The 14,851-nt window shown below is 41.5% G+C and carries 13 protein-coding genes and 1 pseudogene; 9 read left to right on the forward strand and 5 right to left on the reverse strand.

Annotated elements, in window-relative coordinates; genetic code table 11:
• Positions 1-132 precede the first annotated feature (132 nt).
• Positions 133-2,070: a DNA helicase RecQ gene (gene recQ, locus I4V84_RS09770; protein WP_207748648.1), complete on the reverse strand. Its 1,938-nt coding sequence runs from the start codon at positions 2,068-2,070 to the stop codon at positions 133-135.
• Positions 2,071-2,183: 113 nt separating this feature from the next.
• Positions 2,184-2,732 (reverse strand): TetR/AcrR family transcriptional regulator, encoded by a 549-nt coding sequence (locus I4V84_RS09775; protein WP_118578150.1) that lies wholly within the window; start codon positions 2,730-2,732, stop codon positions 2,184-2,186.
• Between the two features lie 956 nt (positions 2,733-3,688).
• On the opposite strand from I4V84_RS09775, the gene glgB reads away from it, so the two are divergent.
• The gene (glgB, locus tag I4V84_RS09780) at positions 3,689-5,470 is read left to right on the forward strand and encodes a 1,4-alpha-glucan branching protein GlgB (RefSeq protein WP_195991818.1); all 1,782 of its coding nucleotides are present in this window, start codon (positions 3,689-3,691) and stop codon (positions 5,468-5,470) included.
• A 168-nt stretch (positions 5,471-5,638) separates the two neighbouring features.
• Here glgB and I4V84_RS09785 read toward each other — a convergent pair whose 3' ends face one another.
• Positions 5,639-6,007: a metal-dependent transcriptional regulator gene (locus I4V84_RS09785; RefSeq protein WP_118578152.1), complete on the reverse strand. Its 369-nt coding sequence runs from the start codon at positions 6,005-6,007 to the stop codon at positions 5,639-5,641.
• A 350-nt stretch (positions 6,008-6,357) separates the two neighbouring features.
• Between I4V84_RS09785 and I4V84_RS09790 the strand changes: the two genes are divergently transcribed.
• From I4V84_RS09790 to I4V84_RS09805, 4 genes are all read left to right on the forward strand, one after another.
• Positions 6,358-6,723 carry a helix-turn-helix transcriptional regulator gene (locus I4V84_RS09790; protein ID WP_173718179.1) on the forward strand — a complete coding sequence of 122 codons (366 nt, stop codon included), beginning with the start codon at positions 6,358-6,360 and terminating at the stop codon, positions 6,721-6,723.
• A 3-nt stretch (positions 6,724-6,726) separates the two neighbouring features.
• A complete protein-coding gene (locus tag I4V84_RS09795; RefSeq protein ID WP_195700391.1) occupies positions 6,727-7,530 on the forward strand; it encodes an ImmA/IrrE family metallo-endopeptidase in 804 nt (267 codons plus the stop codon).
• Positions 7,531-7,533: 3 nt separating this feature from the next.
• Positions 7,534-8,472 carry a hypothetical protein gene (locus tag I4V84_RS09800; RefSeq protein WP_195700392.1) on the forward strand — a complete coding sequence of 313 codons (939 nt, stop codon included), beginning with the start codon at positions 7,534-7,536 and terminating at the stop codon, positions 8,470-8,472.
• 153 nt (positions 8,473-8,625) lie between these two features.
• Positions 8,626-9,645 (forward strand): aldo/keto reductase, encoded by a 1,020-nt coding sequence (locus I4V84_RS09805; RefSeq protein WP_207748649.1) that lies wholly within the window; start codon positions 8,626-8,628, stop codon positions 9,643-9,645.
• A 33-nt stretch (positions 9,646-9,678) separates the two neighbouring features.
• Here I4V84_RS09805 and I4V84_RS20510 read toward each other — a convergent pair.
• Positions 9,679-9,792: pseudogene (locus I4V84_RS20510) on the reverse strand (DUF6783 domain-containing protein); the annotation flags it as partial.
• Here I4V84_RS20510 and I4V84_RS20515 point away from each other — a divergent pair.
• The 4 genes from I4V84_RS20515 (at position 9,751) to I4V84_RS19930 (ending at position 13,578) form a co-directional block, all read left to right on the forward strand.
• Positions 9,751-9,867 carry a DUF6783 domain-containing protein gene (locus I4V84_RS20515; RefSeq protein WP_308768459.1) on the forward strand — a complete coding sequence of 39 codons (117 nt, stop codon included), beginning with the start codon at positions 9,751-9,753 and terminating at the stop codon, positions 9,865-9,867. The pseudogene I4V84_RS20510 and the gene I4V84_RS20515 sit on opposite strands and share 42 nt — an antisense overlap.
• Before the next feature lie 125 nt (positions 9,868-9,992).
• Positions 9,993-10,514 carry a GNAT family N-acetyltransferase gene (locus tag I4V84_RS09810; RefSeq protein ID WP_195991820.1) on the forward strand — a complete coding sequence of 174 codons (522 nt, stop codon included), beginning with the start codon at positions 9,993-9,995 and terminating at the stop codon, positions 10,512-10,514.
• Between the two features lie 203 nt (positions 10,515-10,717).
• Positions 10,718-11,578 (forward strand): class I SAM-dependent methyltransferase, encoded by an 861-nt coding sequence (locus I4V84_RS09815; protein WP_207664904.1) that lies wholly within the window; start codon positions 10,718-10,720, stop codon positions 11,576-11,578.
• Between the two features lie 167 nt (positions 11,579-11,745).
• The gene (locus I4V84_RS19930; protein ID WP_243284068.1) at positions 11,746-13,578 is read left to right on the forward strand and encodes a methyltransferase domain-containing protein; all 1,833 of its coding nucleotides are present in this window, start codon (positions 11,746-11,748) and stop codon (positions 13,576-13,578) included.
• Between the two features lie 183 nt (positions 13,579-13,761).
• On the opposite strand, the gene I4V84_RS09825 is transcribed toward I4V84_RS19930, so the two are convergent.
• A complete protein-coding gene (locus I4V84_RS09825; RefSeq protein ID WP_195991822.1) occupies positions 13,762-14,508 on the reverse strand; it encodes an amino acid ABC transporter ATP-binding protein in 747 nt (248 codons plus the stop codon).
• Positions 14,509-14,851: the final 343 nt, after the last annotated feature.

Genomic DNA, 14,851 nt, shown 5'->3' on the forward strand with positions numbered 1-14,851 from the left:
AGGGCTCTCCCGAACGCATTAGTCGCAGTTAGCGATTAGTTCGCTGGAGCGTTGCGCCGGCGAGTGAGTAATACACATTGTCCAAATGCGTCCGCATTAAAGAACTTTTAATCAACTAAATAGCAATGATGTCTAGTGATCAGCAGACTGAAATGCGGAAATTTCCTGTAAAAATCGTTGGCCGTATTTCTTAAGTTTGTTTTGTCCTACACCGGATACATTGAGCATTTCATCCTCATTCTGAGGAAGTTTACTGCACATATCGATAAGGGTTCTGTCGGTGAAGACGATGTAGGGAGGGACAGATTCTTCCTTGGCAATCTGGAGACGGAGCTGACGTAAGGCTTCAAAAAGGGCAGAATTGTGGCTGGAGTTTGTGGCGGTGGAATCAGTGGATGAGCTTTCGGTGGAAGCGGAAAAACTGTCCTTTTTGAATGGAGTTTTGTGTTTCTTTGTGGTTGATATTTTCTCTTTTTCTTTGAATTTCTTTATTATGATCTTTGTATTTTTATTTTGTAAATCTGCAATATTTCCTGCTTTTAAAACACTGTATTCTCCTTCTGTCTGGGTGATATAACCCATACGGATCATCTGGCTAATAAGGAGCCGGAGATCGGCTTCAGTGCGGTTCTCTAACTGACCATAGCAGTTGTAGGAGGTGGCGCCAATGTCCTTCAGACGGGCTTTTTTTGAGCCCAGGAGGGTGCCGATTACCAGAGCCTGGCCATAGCGGCCGCGCATTTCGGTGATGCAGCCGACTACCCATTTGGCATCCAGGGTCATATCCAGTTCTTCAAATTCCTGGTGGCAGTTGCCGCAATTATCACAAGGCTGATGTGTGGTTTCTCCGAAGTATTTCAGGATGTAATTGCGCAGACAGGAGGTGGTCATACAGTAGCCTTCCATAAGCTGGAGACGGCGGGAATCCTGATGTTTTACCTGTTCAATTTCCTGAAAATCCATACCTTCGAAGTCTTTGCTTCCAAGAAGGAGTTTGCTGATCATCACATCCTGAGTGGAAAAGAGAAGGATACATTTTGCAGGTTCACCATCACGTCCTGCGCGGCCAGCTTCCTGGTAATAGTTTTCCATGCTCTGAGGCATGTTGTAGTGGATGACGAAACGCACATTGGATTTGTCGATTCCCATGCCAAAAGCATTGGTGGCAATCACAACCTGAGCGCGGTCATAGATGAAATCATCCTGACTTTTTTTGCGGATATCGTTGCTCATTCCAGCGTGGTAACGGGTTACAGAGACGCCTTGTTTCAATAATTTCTCATACAAAGTATCCACGTTTTTTCTGGTGGCACAGTAGATGATTCCACTTTCGTTTGGGTGGGTTTCTATGTAATTTTGGATAAAGATGTCCTTCTGCTTTCCAGTGAGATGTTCCACTTGATAATAGAGATTTTCTCTGTCAAAACCAGTGACAACAACGTTGGGATTCTTCAGTTTCAGGATCCTTGCAATGTCATTTTTTACCACTTCTGTTGCGGTGGCAGTGAAGGCACTGATGATCGGATTGCCAGGCAGCTGTTCCACAAAATCTATGATTTTTAAGTAACTTGGACGGAAATCCTGTCCCCATTGGGAGATACAGTGGGCCTCGTCTACAGTTACCATGGAGATAGGAGTATGTAGCGCGAAGCTTAGAAATGAAGCTGTTTCCAGTCGTTCTGGTGCTACGTAAATAATCTTATAGACACCTCGCGCAGCGAAAGAAAGAGCCTTATTAATCTGTCCCTCAGTCAGTGAGGAATTAATATAAGCCGCGTGAATTCCTGCTTCATTCAGAGATTTCACCTGATCCTGCATAAGTGAGATCAGCGGTGAAACCACCAATGTAATTCCTGGCAAAAGCAGCGCTGGAACTTGATAACAAAGGGATTTTCCGGCCCCTGTCGGCATAATTGCCAGAGCATCTCTTCCACTTAAAATGGTATCTATAATTTCTCCTTGTCCTTCCCGGAAGGAATCATATCCGAAGTAAGTTTTTAAAATTTGTAAGGGAGATACTGGTGGAGTACCAGAATTTATTTCTTGTATATTCGAATTGTTTGTTGTCAATTTATTGACCTCCTGCGATGAAAATAGGTAACTGTTTAGTAGTTGCAAAGTTGCACACTTCGAGGGTGCTTTTAGTTTTTATCATATTTAATGTTGCGTGCATTGAGGTGCTTTTATTTTTTTATCATTTTTAATGCTGCCTGCGCCGTCTTGCCTGTAAGTTCTGTAATACTGGAAAGCACTGGCACATCTCCATATTTTCGGTTTTCATAAAACGCATAATAACATCCATATAGAATGTAAGTGAGCATAATATTAATGTCCTTGTCATCCCGATATTGAGGGTAAGCTCCAAACACCAGCTCCTTTAAAGCTGCTTCAATTTTCTGCACCAGGCATTTACTCCTGCTTCCCGAAAACAAAATTCCAATCAGCGAATCCTTTGCCAGAAACCCCATAAACAGTTCCCTGGAAAAAAAAGCAGTATCGTCCAGTACTCTCTCCGGATGAGTGAGATTCTCCATAATTGATACCACAACTTCCGTTTCCAATGTATCCGAGAGATGATAAATATCCTGATAATGTGCATAAAATGTAGATTTATTGATCTGCGCTTTCTCACACAACTCCTTAATCGTAATCCTCTCCAGCTCCTTATGAGAACGCAACTCTATAAAAGCATTTATAATACTCTGTCTGGTTTTTTCAATTCTAATATCCATATAGCGTTATCCTTTATTTTAATTTGCTATTTAGTTGATTAAAAGTTCTTCAATGCGGACGCATTTGGACAATGTGTATTACTCACTCGCCGGCGCAACGCTCCAGCGAACTAATCGCTAACTGCGACTAATGCGTTCGGGAGAGCCCTCACGCATAAGTCTACGTAAGCGCTGGATTTCGCTTACGCTAAGAACGCGCCTGAAATGGCTCGCTGAAGTAATACACATTGCCCAAATGCTGTGTGTCGGCTGGAACTGAGGTTATTTAGGAACTTTTAACGAGGGGAGGGGGAGTGATTGTTTCCCCGAAACTTTCTTGCCAATGATAGATTAGGTAAAACCAATAAAGCTGCGAAGTATCAACCATCTAAATGGGGTATTGAAGACACATAAAATAATATGTCAAGTTCTTTGTTTGCAAAACAGCCCTAAGAATGTGCAAATACTTCATAGAAATTATAAAAGCCGCTAATTTTCGGCAAGATTCCCATAAACTTTCGTTTCCGATACAGTATAGGGAAACCAATCACTCACCCACCCCACCTGTTGAAAGTTACTATGTACAAATAAGTCCAGCCAGTACACAGCATTCGGGCAATGGTGATTGCTCCAGCGAGCCATTTCAGGCGCGGTTTTAGCGTAGGCGAAATCCACTGCTTAGGTCGACTTAATCGTGAAGGCTCTCCTGAACGATTTAGTCGCAGTTAGCAGTTAGTTCGCTGGAGCGTTGCGCCGGCGAGTGAGCAATCACCATTGTCCGAGTGCGTCCGCCTTGAACAACTTTCAACACACTAAATAGGTTATAAAGAAATCCGACACATTTCAAAAAACGTTGGAAATCCAACTAATGTCGTTTTTCGTCGGTAGCAATTTTTCATTTACACAATTATACTTATTATACAGAGAAAAACAACTACTGTCTAATATCTTTTTATAATGAATGGGAGAGCAAAAACATGGATTTTTACAACTTTTATACAGGAAAAGAATTTGAAGCATATCAGTACCTTGGTGCTCACGTATGGGATGGCGGAACCACCTTCCGTACATTTGCCCCGGCAGCGCAGCGAGTATCTGTAATTGGTGAGTTCAACGGCTGGACAGAGACTCCTATGAACCGCGTTCATGATGGCAATTTCTGGGAATGCACCATGAATAATGTAGGCTCTGACCTGATGTATAAATACAGAATTTACCGTCAGGACGGCTCCTTCGTGGACCATGCAGACCCCTATGCTTTTTATAGCGAGATGCGTCCAGGCACTGCTTCAAAGACCTATGCTCTTGGCGGTTATGAATTTGGCGACAGCAAATGGCTGAAAAACCGCAAAGCAAGCTACGACAAACCAGTAAACATTTATGAAATGCATTTTGGCTCCTGGAAAAAACGAGGCGAAGGACAGGAAGACTGGTACACCTATGAGGAACTGGCACCGATCCTTATCACCTATTTGAAGGAACACGGCTATAATTATGTGGAGATCATGCCTCTCTGTGAGTACCCATGCGACGAATCCTGGGGATATCAGGATACAGGATATTTCAGTCCAACCTCCCGCTATGGCAAGCCGGAAGAATTGAAAGCATTTGTAGACCAGTGCCACCAGGCTGGAATTGGGGTCATTCTGGACTTTGTTCCAGTGCATTTTGCAGTGAATGATTATGCGTTGGCAGAATATGACGGAACAGCTCTTTATGAATATCCAAACATGGCAGTTGGCCGCAACGAATGGGGAAGCTGCAATTTTATGCATTCCAGAGGAGAAGTTTGCAGTTTTCTGCAGTCCTCTGCCTATTACTGGATGAATGAATTTCATTTCGATGGCCTTCGCATGGACGCAGTAGGAAATCTGATTTACTGGCAGGGGGACGCAAGCCGTGGAGAAAACCTGGCAGCTCTGAAATTTATCCGTACCATGAATCAGGGCTTAAAGGAAAGAATCCCTGACTGCCTCCTTTTTGCCGAGGATTCCACTCCATATCAGGGTGTGACAAAGCCGGTATGGGAGGGCGGACTTGGATTTGATTACAAATGGGATCTTGGATGGATGCATGATACTCTGTCTTATTTTCAGGCAGATGCAAAAGAAAGACAGGAAAAATATCACAAGCTGACATTCTCTATGATGTATTTTTACAATGAGCGCTATATCTTGCCATTGTCCCATGACGAGGTTGTCCACGGAAAGGCAACCATCGCCCAGAAGATGAACGGTGGTTATGACGGGAAATTTCCACAGGCAAGAGCTTTCTATATGTATATGTATGCGCACCCGGGTGCAAAGCTGAATTTCATGGGAAATGAGCTGGCACAGCTGAAAGAATGGTGCGAAAAGGATGAGTTGGACTGGATTTTGCTGAAATTCCCTGTTCATGAAGCATTTCATAAATTCATGGCAGATCTGAACCAATGCTATCTGAAGAACAGTGCTTTTTCCCAGAGAGATTTCAGCCAGGATGGTTTCTCATGGGTGGATTGCCATCAGGAGCAGAAGTGCATGTATCTGTTTGAAAGAATCAGTGGGGATCAGAAAATTTTGGCTGTGTTCAATTTCTCCGACGAAATCCAGGAATACACTTTGGAAAAAGATTATGCCGGATATGAGCTTCTCCTTGCAAGTGATATGGTGAAATATGGCGGTAAAAAGCGCTACACGAAAAAAGAAAAGGTAATTACAGGCGGAAAAACAGTATTTAAAATGGGACCATTTTCTGCCAGATATTATCTGGTGAAATAAGGAAAAGTATATAAATAAAAAAGACCTGTATCCGGATAAAATTCTACAATGATGGAACCTTGTCATTGGTTTTATCTGGAGTACAGGTCTTTATGATTGCTGCGTACAGCAGTCAATGAGCTTCTGTAATTGTAGGAAAATGCAATGCAAAAACGCAATGCGTATAATTTATTTACCAGGAGAGAGATGCTCCTTGATAGCGGTAAAACTCTCTGGACTGATGACATGCTCGATACGGCATGCATCGGAGGTTGCAGTTTCCGGATCAACACCCAGACTGATCAGCCAGGAGGATAAAAATTCATGTCGCTCATAAATCATATCTGCAATCTTCTGTCCGGATTCGGTAAGATAAATATATCCTTCTGGAGTGACAGTGATATGGTTCTTTTCACGAAGGTTCTTCATAGCAACACTGACACTTGATTTCTTAAATCCAAGCTCATCAGCAATATCAACGGAACGCACAACAGGTTTCTTTTTGCTGAGAATAAGAATGGTTTCCAGATAGTTCTCAGCGGATTCATTAGATTTCACGATAGATCACCTCAATTTTTTGCGTGTGTAGCAGTACACGTATAATACCTATAGAATACCATAGTTTACCGATTAGGGCAATTATTTTTTGCAGAAGAAAAAGCGTAATTCAGATCTGTTTATTGTTTATGAAGAGAACAGATATGATTTTTACAATATATAGCAAATATCAAAATTTGAGAAAATAAGAATGAAATTATGGAAGAAATAAATGCTATATCTAAAATGCAACAAATAAAAATCTTAAAATTTGAGATGAAATGGTTGCATTATATAAAGAGAGAAGTATAATATTAGGTACATAGAATAAAATATTAAAAGGTAAAAAGAGAGCCAAGGAGTTGAGAGCCATGACGAAGTTTATAAGCAACGTGAATAAATATTTATCAGAAATGAAGATTAAGCAATCTTATCTAAGCATGGTTACAGGTATAGATAAGAATAAAATGTCGCGTTTATTGACTGGTTCACAAGAAGAAAGCGGTACAGATATGGAGAAGATTGCACGTGGACTTGGGAAAAGTATTGGATTTTTTTTGAAAGAATCTATGAGCATTTCACAGGTCGGAAGTTCTTCAATGAATAAAATTGCATTTTATGCTGGAGAACCTTCCAAGAAACAAGAGCAGATCGCCAAGCAGTTAGTGGAATTAATGGAAAATATTGATGAAGTAATCAGTGCAAACAGTCGTTTTGAAAATATAGCGAGGAGTTAAGTGATGAATATAGAGCGTTTACGAAAAATCATTGCATATAGTGATAAAAATCATGACGAAATCTACTCTATGATAAAAAGATTCTGTTCATTTGCCGGGATTGAATATGATAGTGATCTTCTTAATGTTCTGCAAATTGTGCGGTCCTCTTTTCAGAAAAAAGGATTTCTGGTTTTGGAAATACCTTTTGCCGATGATGAAATAGGCGCTTTGTGTTATAAAGGTGATGGATTAGGGTATGTTGTAATTAACACTTCTTTACCTAAGGTGAATACGAATTTTGCTATATCACATGAAATTTATCATGTTTTCTGGGGCGAAAATGAATTTGTTTCAAAGGTAGAATTTTCAGACGATCATTATTATGAACATGAGGAAGAATATGCTGCAAATCTTTTTGCTGGGATGTTGTTAATGCCAGAGATAAGTTTTAGAAGAATGTATTTGAAATTTAAAGAAGAATCTGACAGTAATGAAGTAGATACAATTATCCGATTAATGGCATATTATGAAGTTCCATTTATGGCAGTTTTGATTAGATGCCTTGAATTGAGATTGATAGCTGGAAATGCAGTTACAGAAGGATTACTTAATCATGATCGTACCCAGATTAAACAAAAATTAGCTGATCTTTGGTTGGACGAGGCCATAATGGAACCATCAAAAAAAGATGATTATCTGCACGTAGAAGCTATAGTTAAGAAGTTTGGAAAAAAATATGTCGAGGATGGATATATAAATGAGCGTACATTAGATAAAGTTCTTCATAATATGCGTGAACTATACCAGAAAATAAGGAGGGAGTAAGATATGCCAACTACATATACGGAAACTCCCGATAATTTTAATGAGATAGGTACTTTTGTTGAAAAAGAGATTAATGGCATAAAGAAAATTTTCTATCTGGCTCAAAGAGTTATTTTTTATGATGCATGCTCGTTTCAAAAGCATTCTCATTTGCCGGATAAAGAGATAAAAGTATTGATGAATTATTATAAAATACATGGAACAGTGGTATTTATCACGAAATGTATTTTGATGGAGCTTGCATCAGACAGGCATAGTTTAGCAGAAGAATATATTGCATTCATAAAAAAAATGGCTGAGGCAGAAATTAAGGTTGTGATATTTAATGAAGAATATACATATGACATTCTTTCAGAATGCTTTTCTACAAATGAAAGAATAAATGAGTATTTATCCTGGGCTGTGAGAATGGTAAAATCTCCGGTTAGTACAATAACAGAAACGTTGAAAAATGACGAGAAACTTACAGCAGAAGTGCTTGAAGGGAAAAATTTAAGACAGTCTGATATATATCGTAGATTTTTTGCCACAGTGAGAGAAAACAAAGAACATGCGGATAATTTAGGGGAAGAACTTATTGCGATATGCGTACATATACTGTCACATCTTCCTGGAATCGTAGATGGGAAAATATGTGTACTGACAGATGATAAAGGTGCAGCATCAAAAATTGATTCCGCAGTAAAAAGAACAAACGTACAGAACAGAGGGGCAAAGATTATATTGTTTAGTACTCCTAAAGTGGTTCAGCATATGTTTCAGGAGCAAATAGAAATATCTGAAAATGAGATGGTAAATATTATATCTCAAGGAACCTCTGGAAATATAGTTGTTATGGGAACAACGGCGTATGATTTTGATATTAATGTGAGCATATCCATGCCAAGTGAAGCGTTAGTAGGGAAAATAATGGAGCCAAATGGGATTAATATTATTTTTTGAGAAAAGCTCTGGGAAATGTAATTGGTAGGCTGTGGATCCAGAATAGGATAATGCCCGTTTGAAAAAAGGCATAAACAGTCATATTTTCCAATGACAAATCATTTTCCGGGTAGTATATTAAAACTAATGATCGTTTTCAGGGAGGTTTTTATTATGTACATTGCTTCAAAGGAACGTTACACCACAATGGAATACAACCGTTGCGGTGACAGCGGACTTATGCTGCCGAAGGTGTCGCTTGGACTGTGGCATAATTTTGGAGATACGTCTAAATTTGAGAATATGAGACAGCTGTGTTTTACTGCGTTTGACAACGGAATCACACAGTTCGATCTGGCAAATAATTATGGACCGGAGCCGGGGAGTGCAGAGATTAATTTCGGCAGGCTTCTGAAAGAAGATCTGGGAAAATACAGGGACGAGCTGATCATTACTACCAAGGCAGGATATGAAATGTGGGATGGTCCTTATGGAAACTGGGGCAGCCGCAAGTATCTTCTGGCAAGTCTTGACCAGAGCCTGAAGCGTATGGGACTGGAATATGTGGATATTTTTTACCATCATAGAATGGATCCGGAGACCCCTCTGGAAGAGACCATGGGAGCGCTGGCCAGTGCAGTGCAGAGCGGAAAAGCCCTATATGTGGGACTTTCCAATTACGATGGAAAAACACTTTCACAGGCAACGTCGATTTTGTATGAAATGCATTGTCCTTTTGTAATTAATCAGAATCGTTATTCTATTTTTGACAGAACTGTGGAGAAAAATGGACTAAAAAAGACCACAGGAATTCTGAAAAAAGGTCTGATCACTTTCAGTCCTCTTGCACAGGGACAGCTTACAGACCGCTATCTTAATGGCATTCCGGAGGACAGCAGAATTCGTACCGATGGCAGATTTTTGAAGGAAAGCAATCTGACTCCAGAGCGTTTGCTACAGATCCGGAAGCTGAATGATATGGCTGCAGGGCGTGGCGAGAAGCTTTCGGAGATGGCTCTTGGCTGGCTGCTTGCACAGCAGGAGGTGACCAGTGTACTCATTGGAGCATCACGACCACAGCAGATCCTTGATAACATAAAAGCAATCCACTGTGCACCATTTACGGAGGAAGAGCTTGTGAGAATTGATGAAATTGCGGCTGAAAATACAGCCAGTACATCGTTTCGTAAATAACGATACCAATATGCAGACAAGTCAATATGGCAGTTACTTAATATTCGATGTATTAGAGCCTGTTTGAAAAATCATTTCCGCAATCTGCACGCCCCACTTTGCGGTATATTTCACCCGAATTCGGTTGCCGTAGCCCGCTACGGCGCCCTCATCCGGGCAAAATCTCCCACAAATTGTGACGCACATCTTGCAGAAAGCCTTTTTCAAACATGCTCTAGATAACAAGCATGAAATCCCAGATATATCCAGAAGCCTGACAGCTATGAACAGTATTAAAAAGAAGCAGATAGGGCTTTTTCCGAGACGAAGAAAAACAATTATATTTTGCATAAGGAGAGGGACAGAAAATGATAATTCGAAAGGGAACACAGGCTGATCTTGTGTCAGTGGAACAGCTTTACAATGATATTCATACTGCAGAAGAAACAGGTCAGCAGACCATTGGCTGGATCCGTGGCGTGTATCCTACAAGAGCTACGGCACAGGCAGCATTAGATGCCAATGACTTGTTTGTTCTGGAGGATGCAGGTGAGATCCTGGGAGCGGCCAGAATCAATAAAGCGCAGGTGGATTCTTATGCAGAAGGCGATTGGGAATTCGCAGCCAGGGATGAGGAGGTCTGCGTCCTTCACACTCTGGTAGTTTCCCCCTCCGCTTCTGGAAAAGGCTATGGAAAGAGGTTTGTAAAGTTCTATGAGGATTACGCTTTAAGTCACGGCTGTCCGGAACTTCGAATGGATACCAACGCAAGAAATGCTGCTGCAAGGGGGCTGTATAAGAAGCTTGGATATAAAGAAATCGGGATTGTGCCTACAGTATTTAACGGGATACCGGATGTGCAGCTGGTGTTGTTGGAGAAGCATTTGTAATAGTTGAAATTCCCTTATTTTATTAAGGATTCCCTTAATTTAGACAGCTTTTTAAGGAAAAAAAGAAAAGAGAGCAGGCGAGTTTGTAGAGATACAGATTCGTCTGCCTTTTTATATAGAGTTCCATCCCCCCGGGGGGCTTGCGGAAGAAAACTGGTTTTGATAAAATTTTAACATTAGAGTTAAATGCGGAGGAATTACAAGTGGATAAATTACTGGATGAAATAGAGAGTTACTGGAGTACCCGGACGGAGGGGTATTCTGAGGTGAATGAAAAAGAGTTGAATGGGATGCAGAAAAAGGCATGGCTGGAGACTCTGGAACGCGGATTTTGGGGAAAAAGGTCTGGGAAAAATGAGGATTCAGAAAACAATTCTGTGGAAAAAGAAGTTTTCGAAGAAGAATTTTCCGAAAAACAACATACAGACAAATATAAGGACCACCTGAGAATTCTGGATATCGGCACAGGTCCAGGCTTTTTCCCTATGATTCTTGCGGAAGCAGGATATCATGTAACAGCCATAGATTACACTCCGGGAATGTTGGAAAAGGCTGCAGAAAATGCAGCGAAATTTATCGGAGAAAAGAGCCGGAATATTGAATTTAAAAGAATGGATGCCCAGGCATTGGAGTTTGAAGATGAGAGCTTTGACGTGATCATTTCCAGAAACCTGACCTGGAATCTGCCCCATCCGGAAATGGCATATAAAGAGTGGCTTCGGGTGCTGAAAAAAGGTGGAAAGCTTTTGAATTTTGATGCCAACTGGTATGGATATCTCTATGATGATAAGAAGCGTGAGGCTTACGAGAACGACCGTAAAAATGTGGAAAAAGGAAGCTTGGATGACCATTATCTGTGCACAGATATTGACCGAATGGAGAAAATTGCGCTGCAGGTTCCGTTGTCGGAGACCAAGCGTCCGGGATGGGATGTGAAGGTACTGGAAGCGCTTGGAGCAGCGCAGATTCAGGTGAATGAGGACATCTGGCAGCAGGTATGGAGCGAGGAAGAGAAGCTGAATTATGGATCTACACCCATGTTTATGGTGGAGGCTGTAAAATAGAAAAAGATATTATCAGTGATATACAGAAATTTGTACGAATTTAAAGATAAGTAAAGCGGTGTTGGTTGTAAGAATGAAGTATTAGAGTATTTAAAAAATAGGATAAGTTTTTATTGAATCGTAAGGAAAATTATTTGTAAAGATATTATTGGAAAAGGTAGAAAATAATGAGTGAAATAATAAATATAGGTGGCTTAAGTGCGACACCAGGGCAGCGTGTCCATGGTTTTATTTCCATTGGAAATGGTAGATTTTCTCTTCCTGCAACAATTGTCAGGGGCGAAAAACCAGGTAAAACAGCTCTTATCACAGCTGGTATCCACGCTGGAGAATATGTGGGAATCCAGAGTGCCGTAGAGCTTGGAAGAGATTTGAAAATTGAGAAAATGACAGGAACAGTGATTATTGTAAAGGTAGTGGCGAGGGAAGAATTTGAAAACCGTCACGGTTCTCTTTGCAGAGCGACAGGTGAGAATCTGAACCGCCTTTTTCCAGGAAAAAAAGAAGGTACCACATACGAAAAACTGGCTTATGCAGTAGTTGAAGAGCTGCAGAAGGTGGCAGATTTTTATATTGATCTTCACAGCGGTGACGACTATGAGAAACTGACTCCCTATGTGTATTATGCAGGTAAAGCAGCCCCGGAAGTGATGAAAATTTCCCGTCAGATGGCAGAGCAGGTGGATGTTCCTTACATGGTAAAATCTGAGGTATCGTCTGGTGGAAGCTATAATTATGCAGCATCCTGCGGCATTCCTTCCGTTCTTCTGGAGCGGGGCGGAATGGGAGCCTGGGAGACAGAAGAAGTGCGTTCTATGAAGCGTGATGTACGCAGTATTTTACGGTTCCTCGGTATTTATGACGGACATAGAAGTATGCGGAAATATTATCCGTTAAATGTAACGGATGTGCAGTATCAATCCGCCTCTTATACGGGACTCTGGTATCCCCAGAAGAAGGCAGGAGACCTGTTTACAGAAGGAGAAATTCTTGGCTATGTAAAGGATTATGAGGATAACATTCTGGAAACCTGTACCTCCTATGGGGACGGAGTAATCCTGTATCAGACTGGTTCCCTGCAGGTGATTAAGGATGGTCCGATGGTAGCTTACGGTCGGATCAGCTACGAGGAAGACGACCGAAAAGAGAAGATTGCAGCTTACTGGACAAAGCGAAGCGACAGTTTCCTGGAGCAGAGAAGAGCAGAATTACATAGTCCATTAGCTGGTAGATGGCTGGAAGAAATTGAGAAATATCTGCCCCAAAAGGCGTTAAGTTCTGAAGAAAAAGCTCAGAAACTTACCGATAAAAAATATTTGAATAACGGAAAAAATACAGAACCTGTAATTGAGGATGAAAGCAAAGAAAGAAAAGAAGCAGTCATAGAAATTAAGGAAAAAGAGACTGATAATGGTAAGCTTAGAATCTTAGATGTGGGCTGCGGAACCGGCTTTTTTACCATCCTTCTTGCAAAACAGGGGCACCATGTAACCGGCACCGATCTTACTCCGGACATGATCGCAAACTCCCGGATTCTTGCTAAAGAAGAGCAGGTAAGCTGTGATTTCCAGGTGATGGATGCAGAGCATTTAAGCTTCCGGGACGAAAGCTTCGATGTAGTCATTTCCAGGAACCTGACCTGGACCTTACCAGAGGCAGCACAGGCCTATAAGGAGTGGACAAGAGTGTTAAAACCAGGTGGACTTCTTCTGAATTTTGATGCCAACTATGGTGCTACAAACTTTGCCGAAACCTCCGGCCTTCCGGAAAATCACGCCCACAACCAGCTTGGAAATTCCCTGATGCAGGAGTGCGAAGATATCAAACGTCAGCTGCCCATCAGTTCTTACCTCCGCCCGGCCTGGGACGTGGAAGAGCTTGGAAAAACAGGAATGGAGCAGATTTCCATTGATCTGGGGTTGAGCAGACGGGTTTATAAAGAGAAGGATGAATTTTATAATCCAACTCCGATGTTTGCCATTGCAGCAAAGAAAGCATAAAAGCGGAGCGTATGCTTCACGATATGCGAATTGAGTAGGTTATGGGAGTGCAACGGACGAAACAATCCGCAGGTATCATAGTTATACAAGCCTGAAAAATATATGGTGACATAAAAATGTGCCCGGAATTTATTTCCCAGGCACATTTTTGGGAAAAAGGGATATCAAAATAAAAGAAAGTTATCAAATCACATAATCCGAACTTGTCATATGGAGGAATGCCATCGTTTTCTCACTCTTGGGCTGTGAGAAGAACTCTTTGGATGGTCCCTCTTCTACGATAACACCGTCCTCCATGTAGACTACCCAGTTGGCAACTTTTCTGGCAAAATCCATTTCGTGGGTGACTACGACCATGGTGGTTCCTTCGTCGGCAAGCTTTCTCATAACATCCAGAACCTCGCCGGTAAGTCTTGGGTCAAGGGCGGAGGTTGGTTCGTCGAAGAGAACTACTTCCGGATTGTAGGCGATGGCTCTTGCGATAGCTACACGCTGTTGCTGCCCACCGGAAAGCTGGTCCGGATAGAAGTTGGCGCGGTCTGCCATGCCTACTTTTTCCAGCATTTCCATAGCTTTTTTCTTCGCTTCTTCCGGAGAATTCTTACGGGCAATGGTAAGACCCTCCAGTACATTGTCAAGTGCTGTTTTGTTGCGGAAAAGATTGTATCCCTGGAAGACAAAGCCCATTTTCATTCGTAACTGCCGGATCTCTTTTCTGGTCACAGCAGTGATATCTTTGTGGAAATCATCAAAGGTGATTTCTCCTTTATCTGCCTGCTCCAGAAAGCTGATACAGCGGAGAAGGGTTGTCTTTCCAGAACCGCTGTTTCCCAGAACTGCGATCACAGAACCTTTTTCAACTTTGAAATCAACACCTTTTAATACTTCGTTTGATCCGAATTTTTTATGGATATTCTTTACTTCCAGCATATTTTTTTCTCACATTCTTATATAGAAATTTGGTAATTGATAACAGGGTATTATGAAGAAGCTTAAAAGTCTTTCTTCTGTAGTAAATGATATAAAATGATATGAGTGTCAAAAGGTCTTTTGCCACTCATTTGATACCCCGGATTGCGACCCAGCTACGCTGCTCCCGCAATCCTCCAAATATTCGAAATCCGCTGATTTACTGCGTAAATCGCTACTTTCTCATATTTGGCGTGTCCCAAGTTCAAACGCCTTATCGTGCAAACACGAACAGCTTTTTGACCTTTTGACACTGGTATCATAAAATACGAGTTGTTCACATATGGTGATGCTGCCGAAGGCG

The organism is Ruminococcus sp. 1001713B170207_170306_F1, assembly GCF_015668065.1.
Taxonomy (GTDB): Bacteria; Bacillota; Clostridia; order Lachnospirales; family Lachnospiraceae; genus Blautia_A; species Blautia_A faecis.

Excerpts from the sequence above, each read along its gene's own strand:
- I4V84_RS09790 (WP_173718179.1), top strand. The coding sequence starts at position 6,358 with ATGACGAAGTTTATAAGCAACGTGAATAAATATTTATCAGAAATGAAG.
- I4V84_RS19930 (WP_243284068.1), top strand. The coding sequence starts at position 11,746 with ATGAGTGAAATAATAAATATAGGTGGCTTAAGTGCGACACCAGGGCAG.
- I4V84_RS09810 (WP_195991820.1), top strand. The coding sequence starts at position 9,993 with ATGATAATTCGAAAGGGAACACAGGCTGATCTTGTGTCAGTGGAACAG.
- I4V84_RS09825 (WP_195991822.1), bottom strand. The coding sequence starts at position 14,508 with ATGCTGGAAGTAAAGAATATCCATAAAAAATTCGGATCAAACGAAGTA.
- I4V84_RS09800 (WP_195700392.1), top strand. The coding sequence starts at position 7,534 with ATGCCAACTACATATACGGAAACTCCCGATAATTTTAATGAGATAGGT.
- glgB (WP_195991818.1), top strand. The coding sequence starts at position 3,689 with ATGGATTTTTACAACTTTTATACAGGAAAAGAATTTGAAGCATATCAG.
- I4V84_RS09805 (WP_207748649.1), top strand. The coding sequence starts at position 8,626 with ATGTACATTGCTTCAAAGGAACGTTACACCACAATGGAATACAACCGT.
- I4V84_RS09775 (WP_118578150.1), bottom strand. The coding sequence starts at position 2,732 with ATGGATATTAGAATTGAAAAAACCAGACAGAGTATTATAAATGCTTTT.
- I4V84_RS09795 (WP_195700391.1), top strand. The coding sequence starts at position 6,727 with ATGAATATAGAGCGTTTACGAAAAATCATTGCATATAGTGATAAAAAT.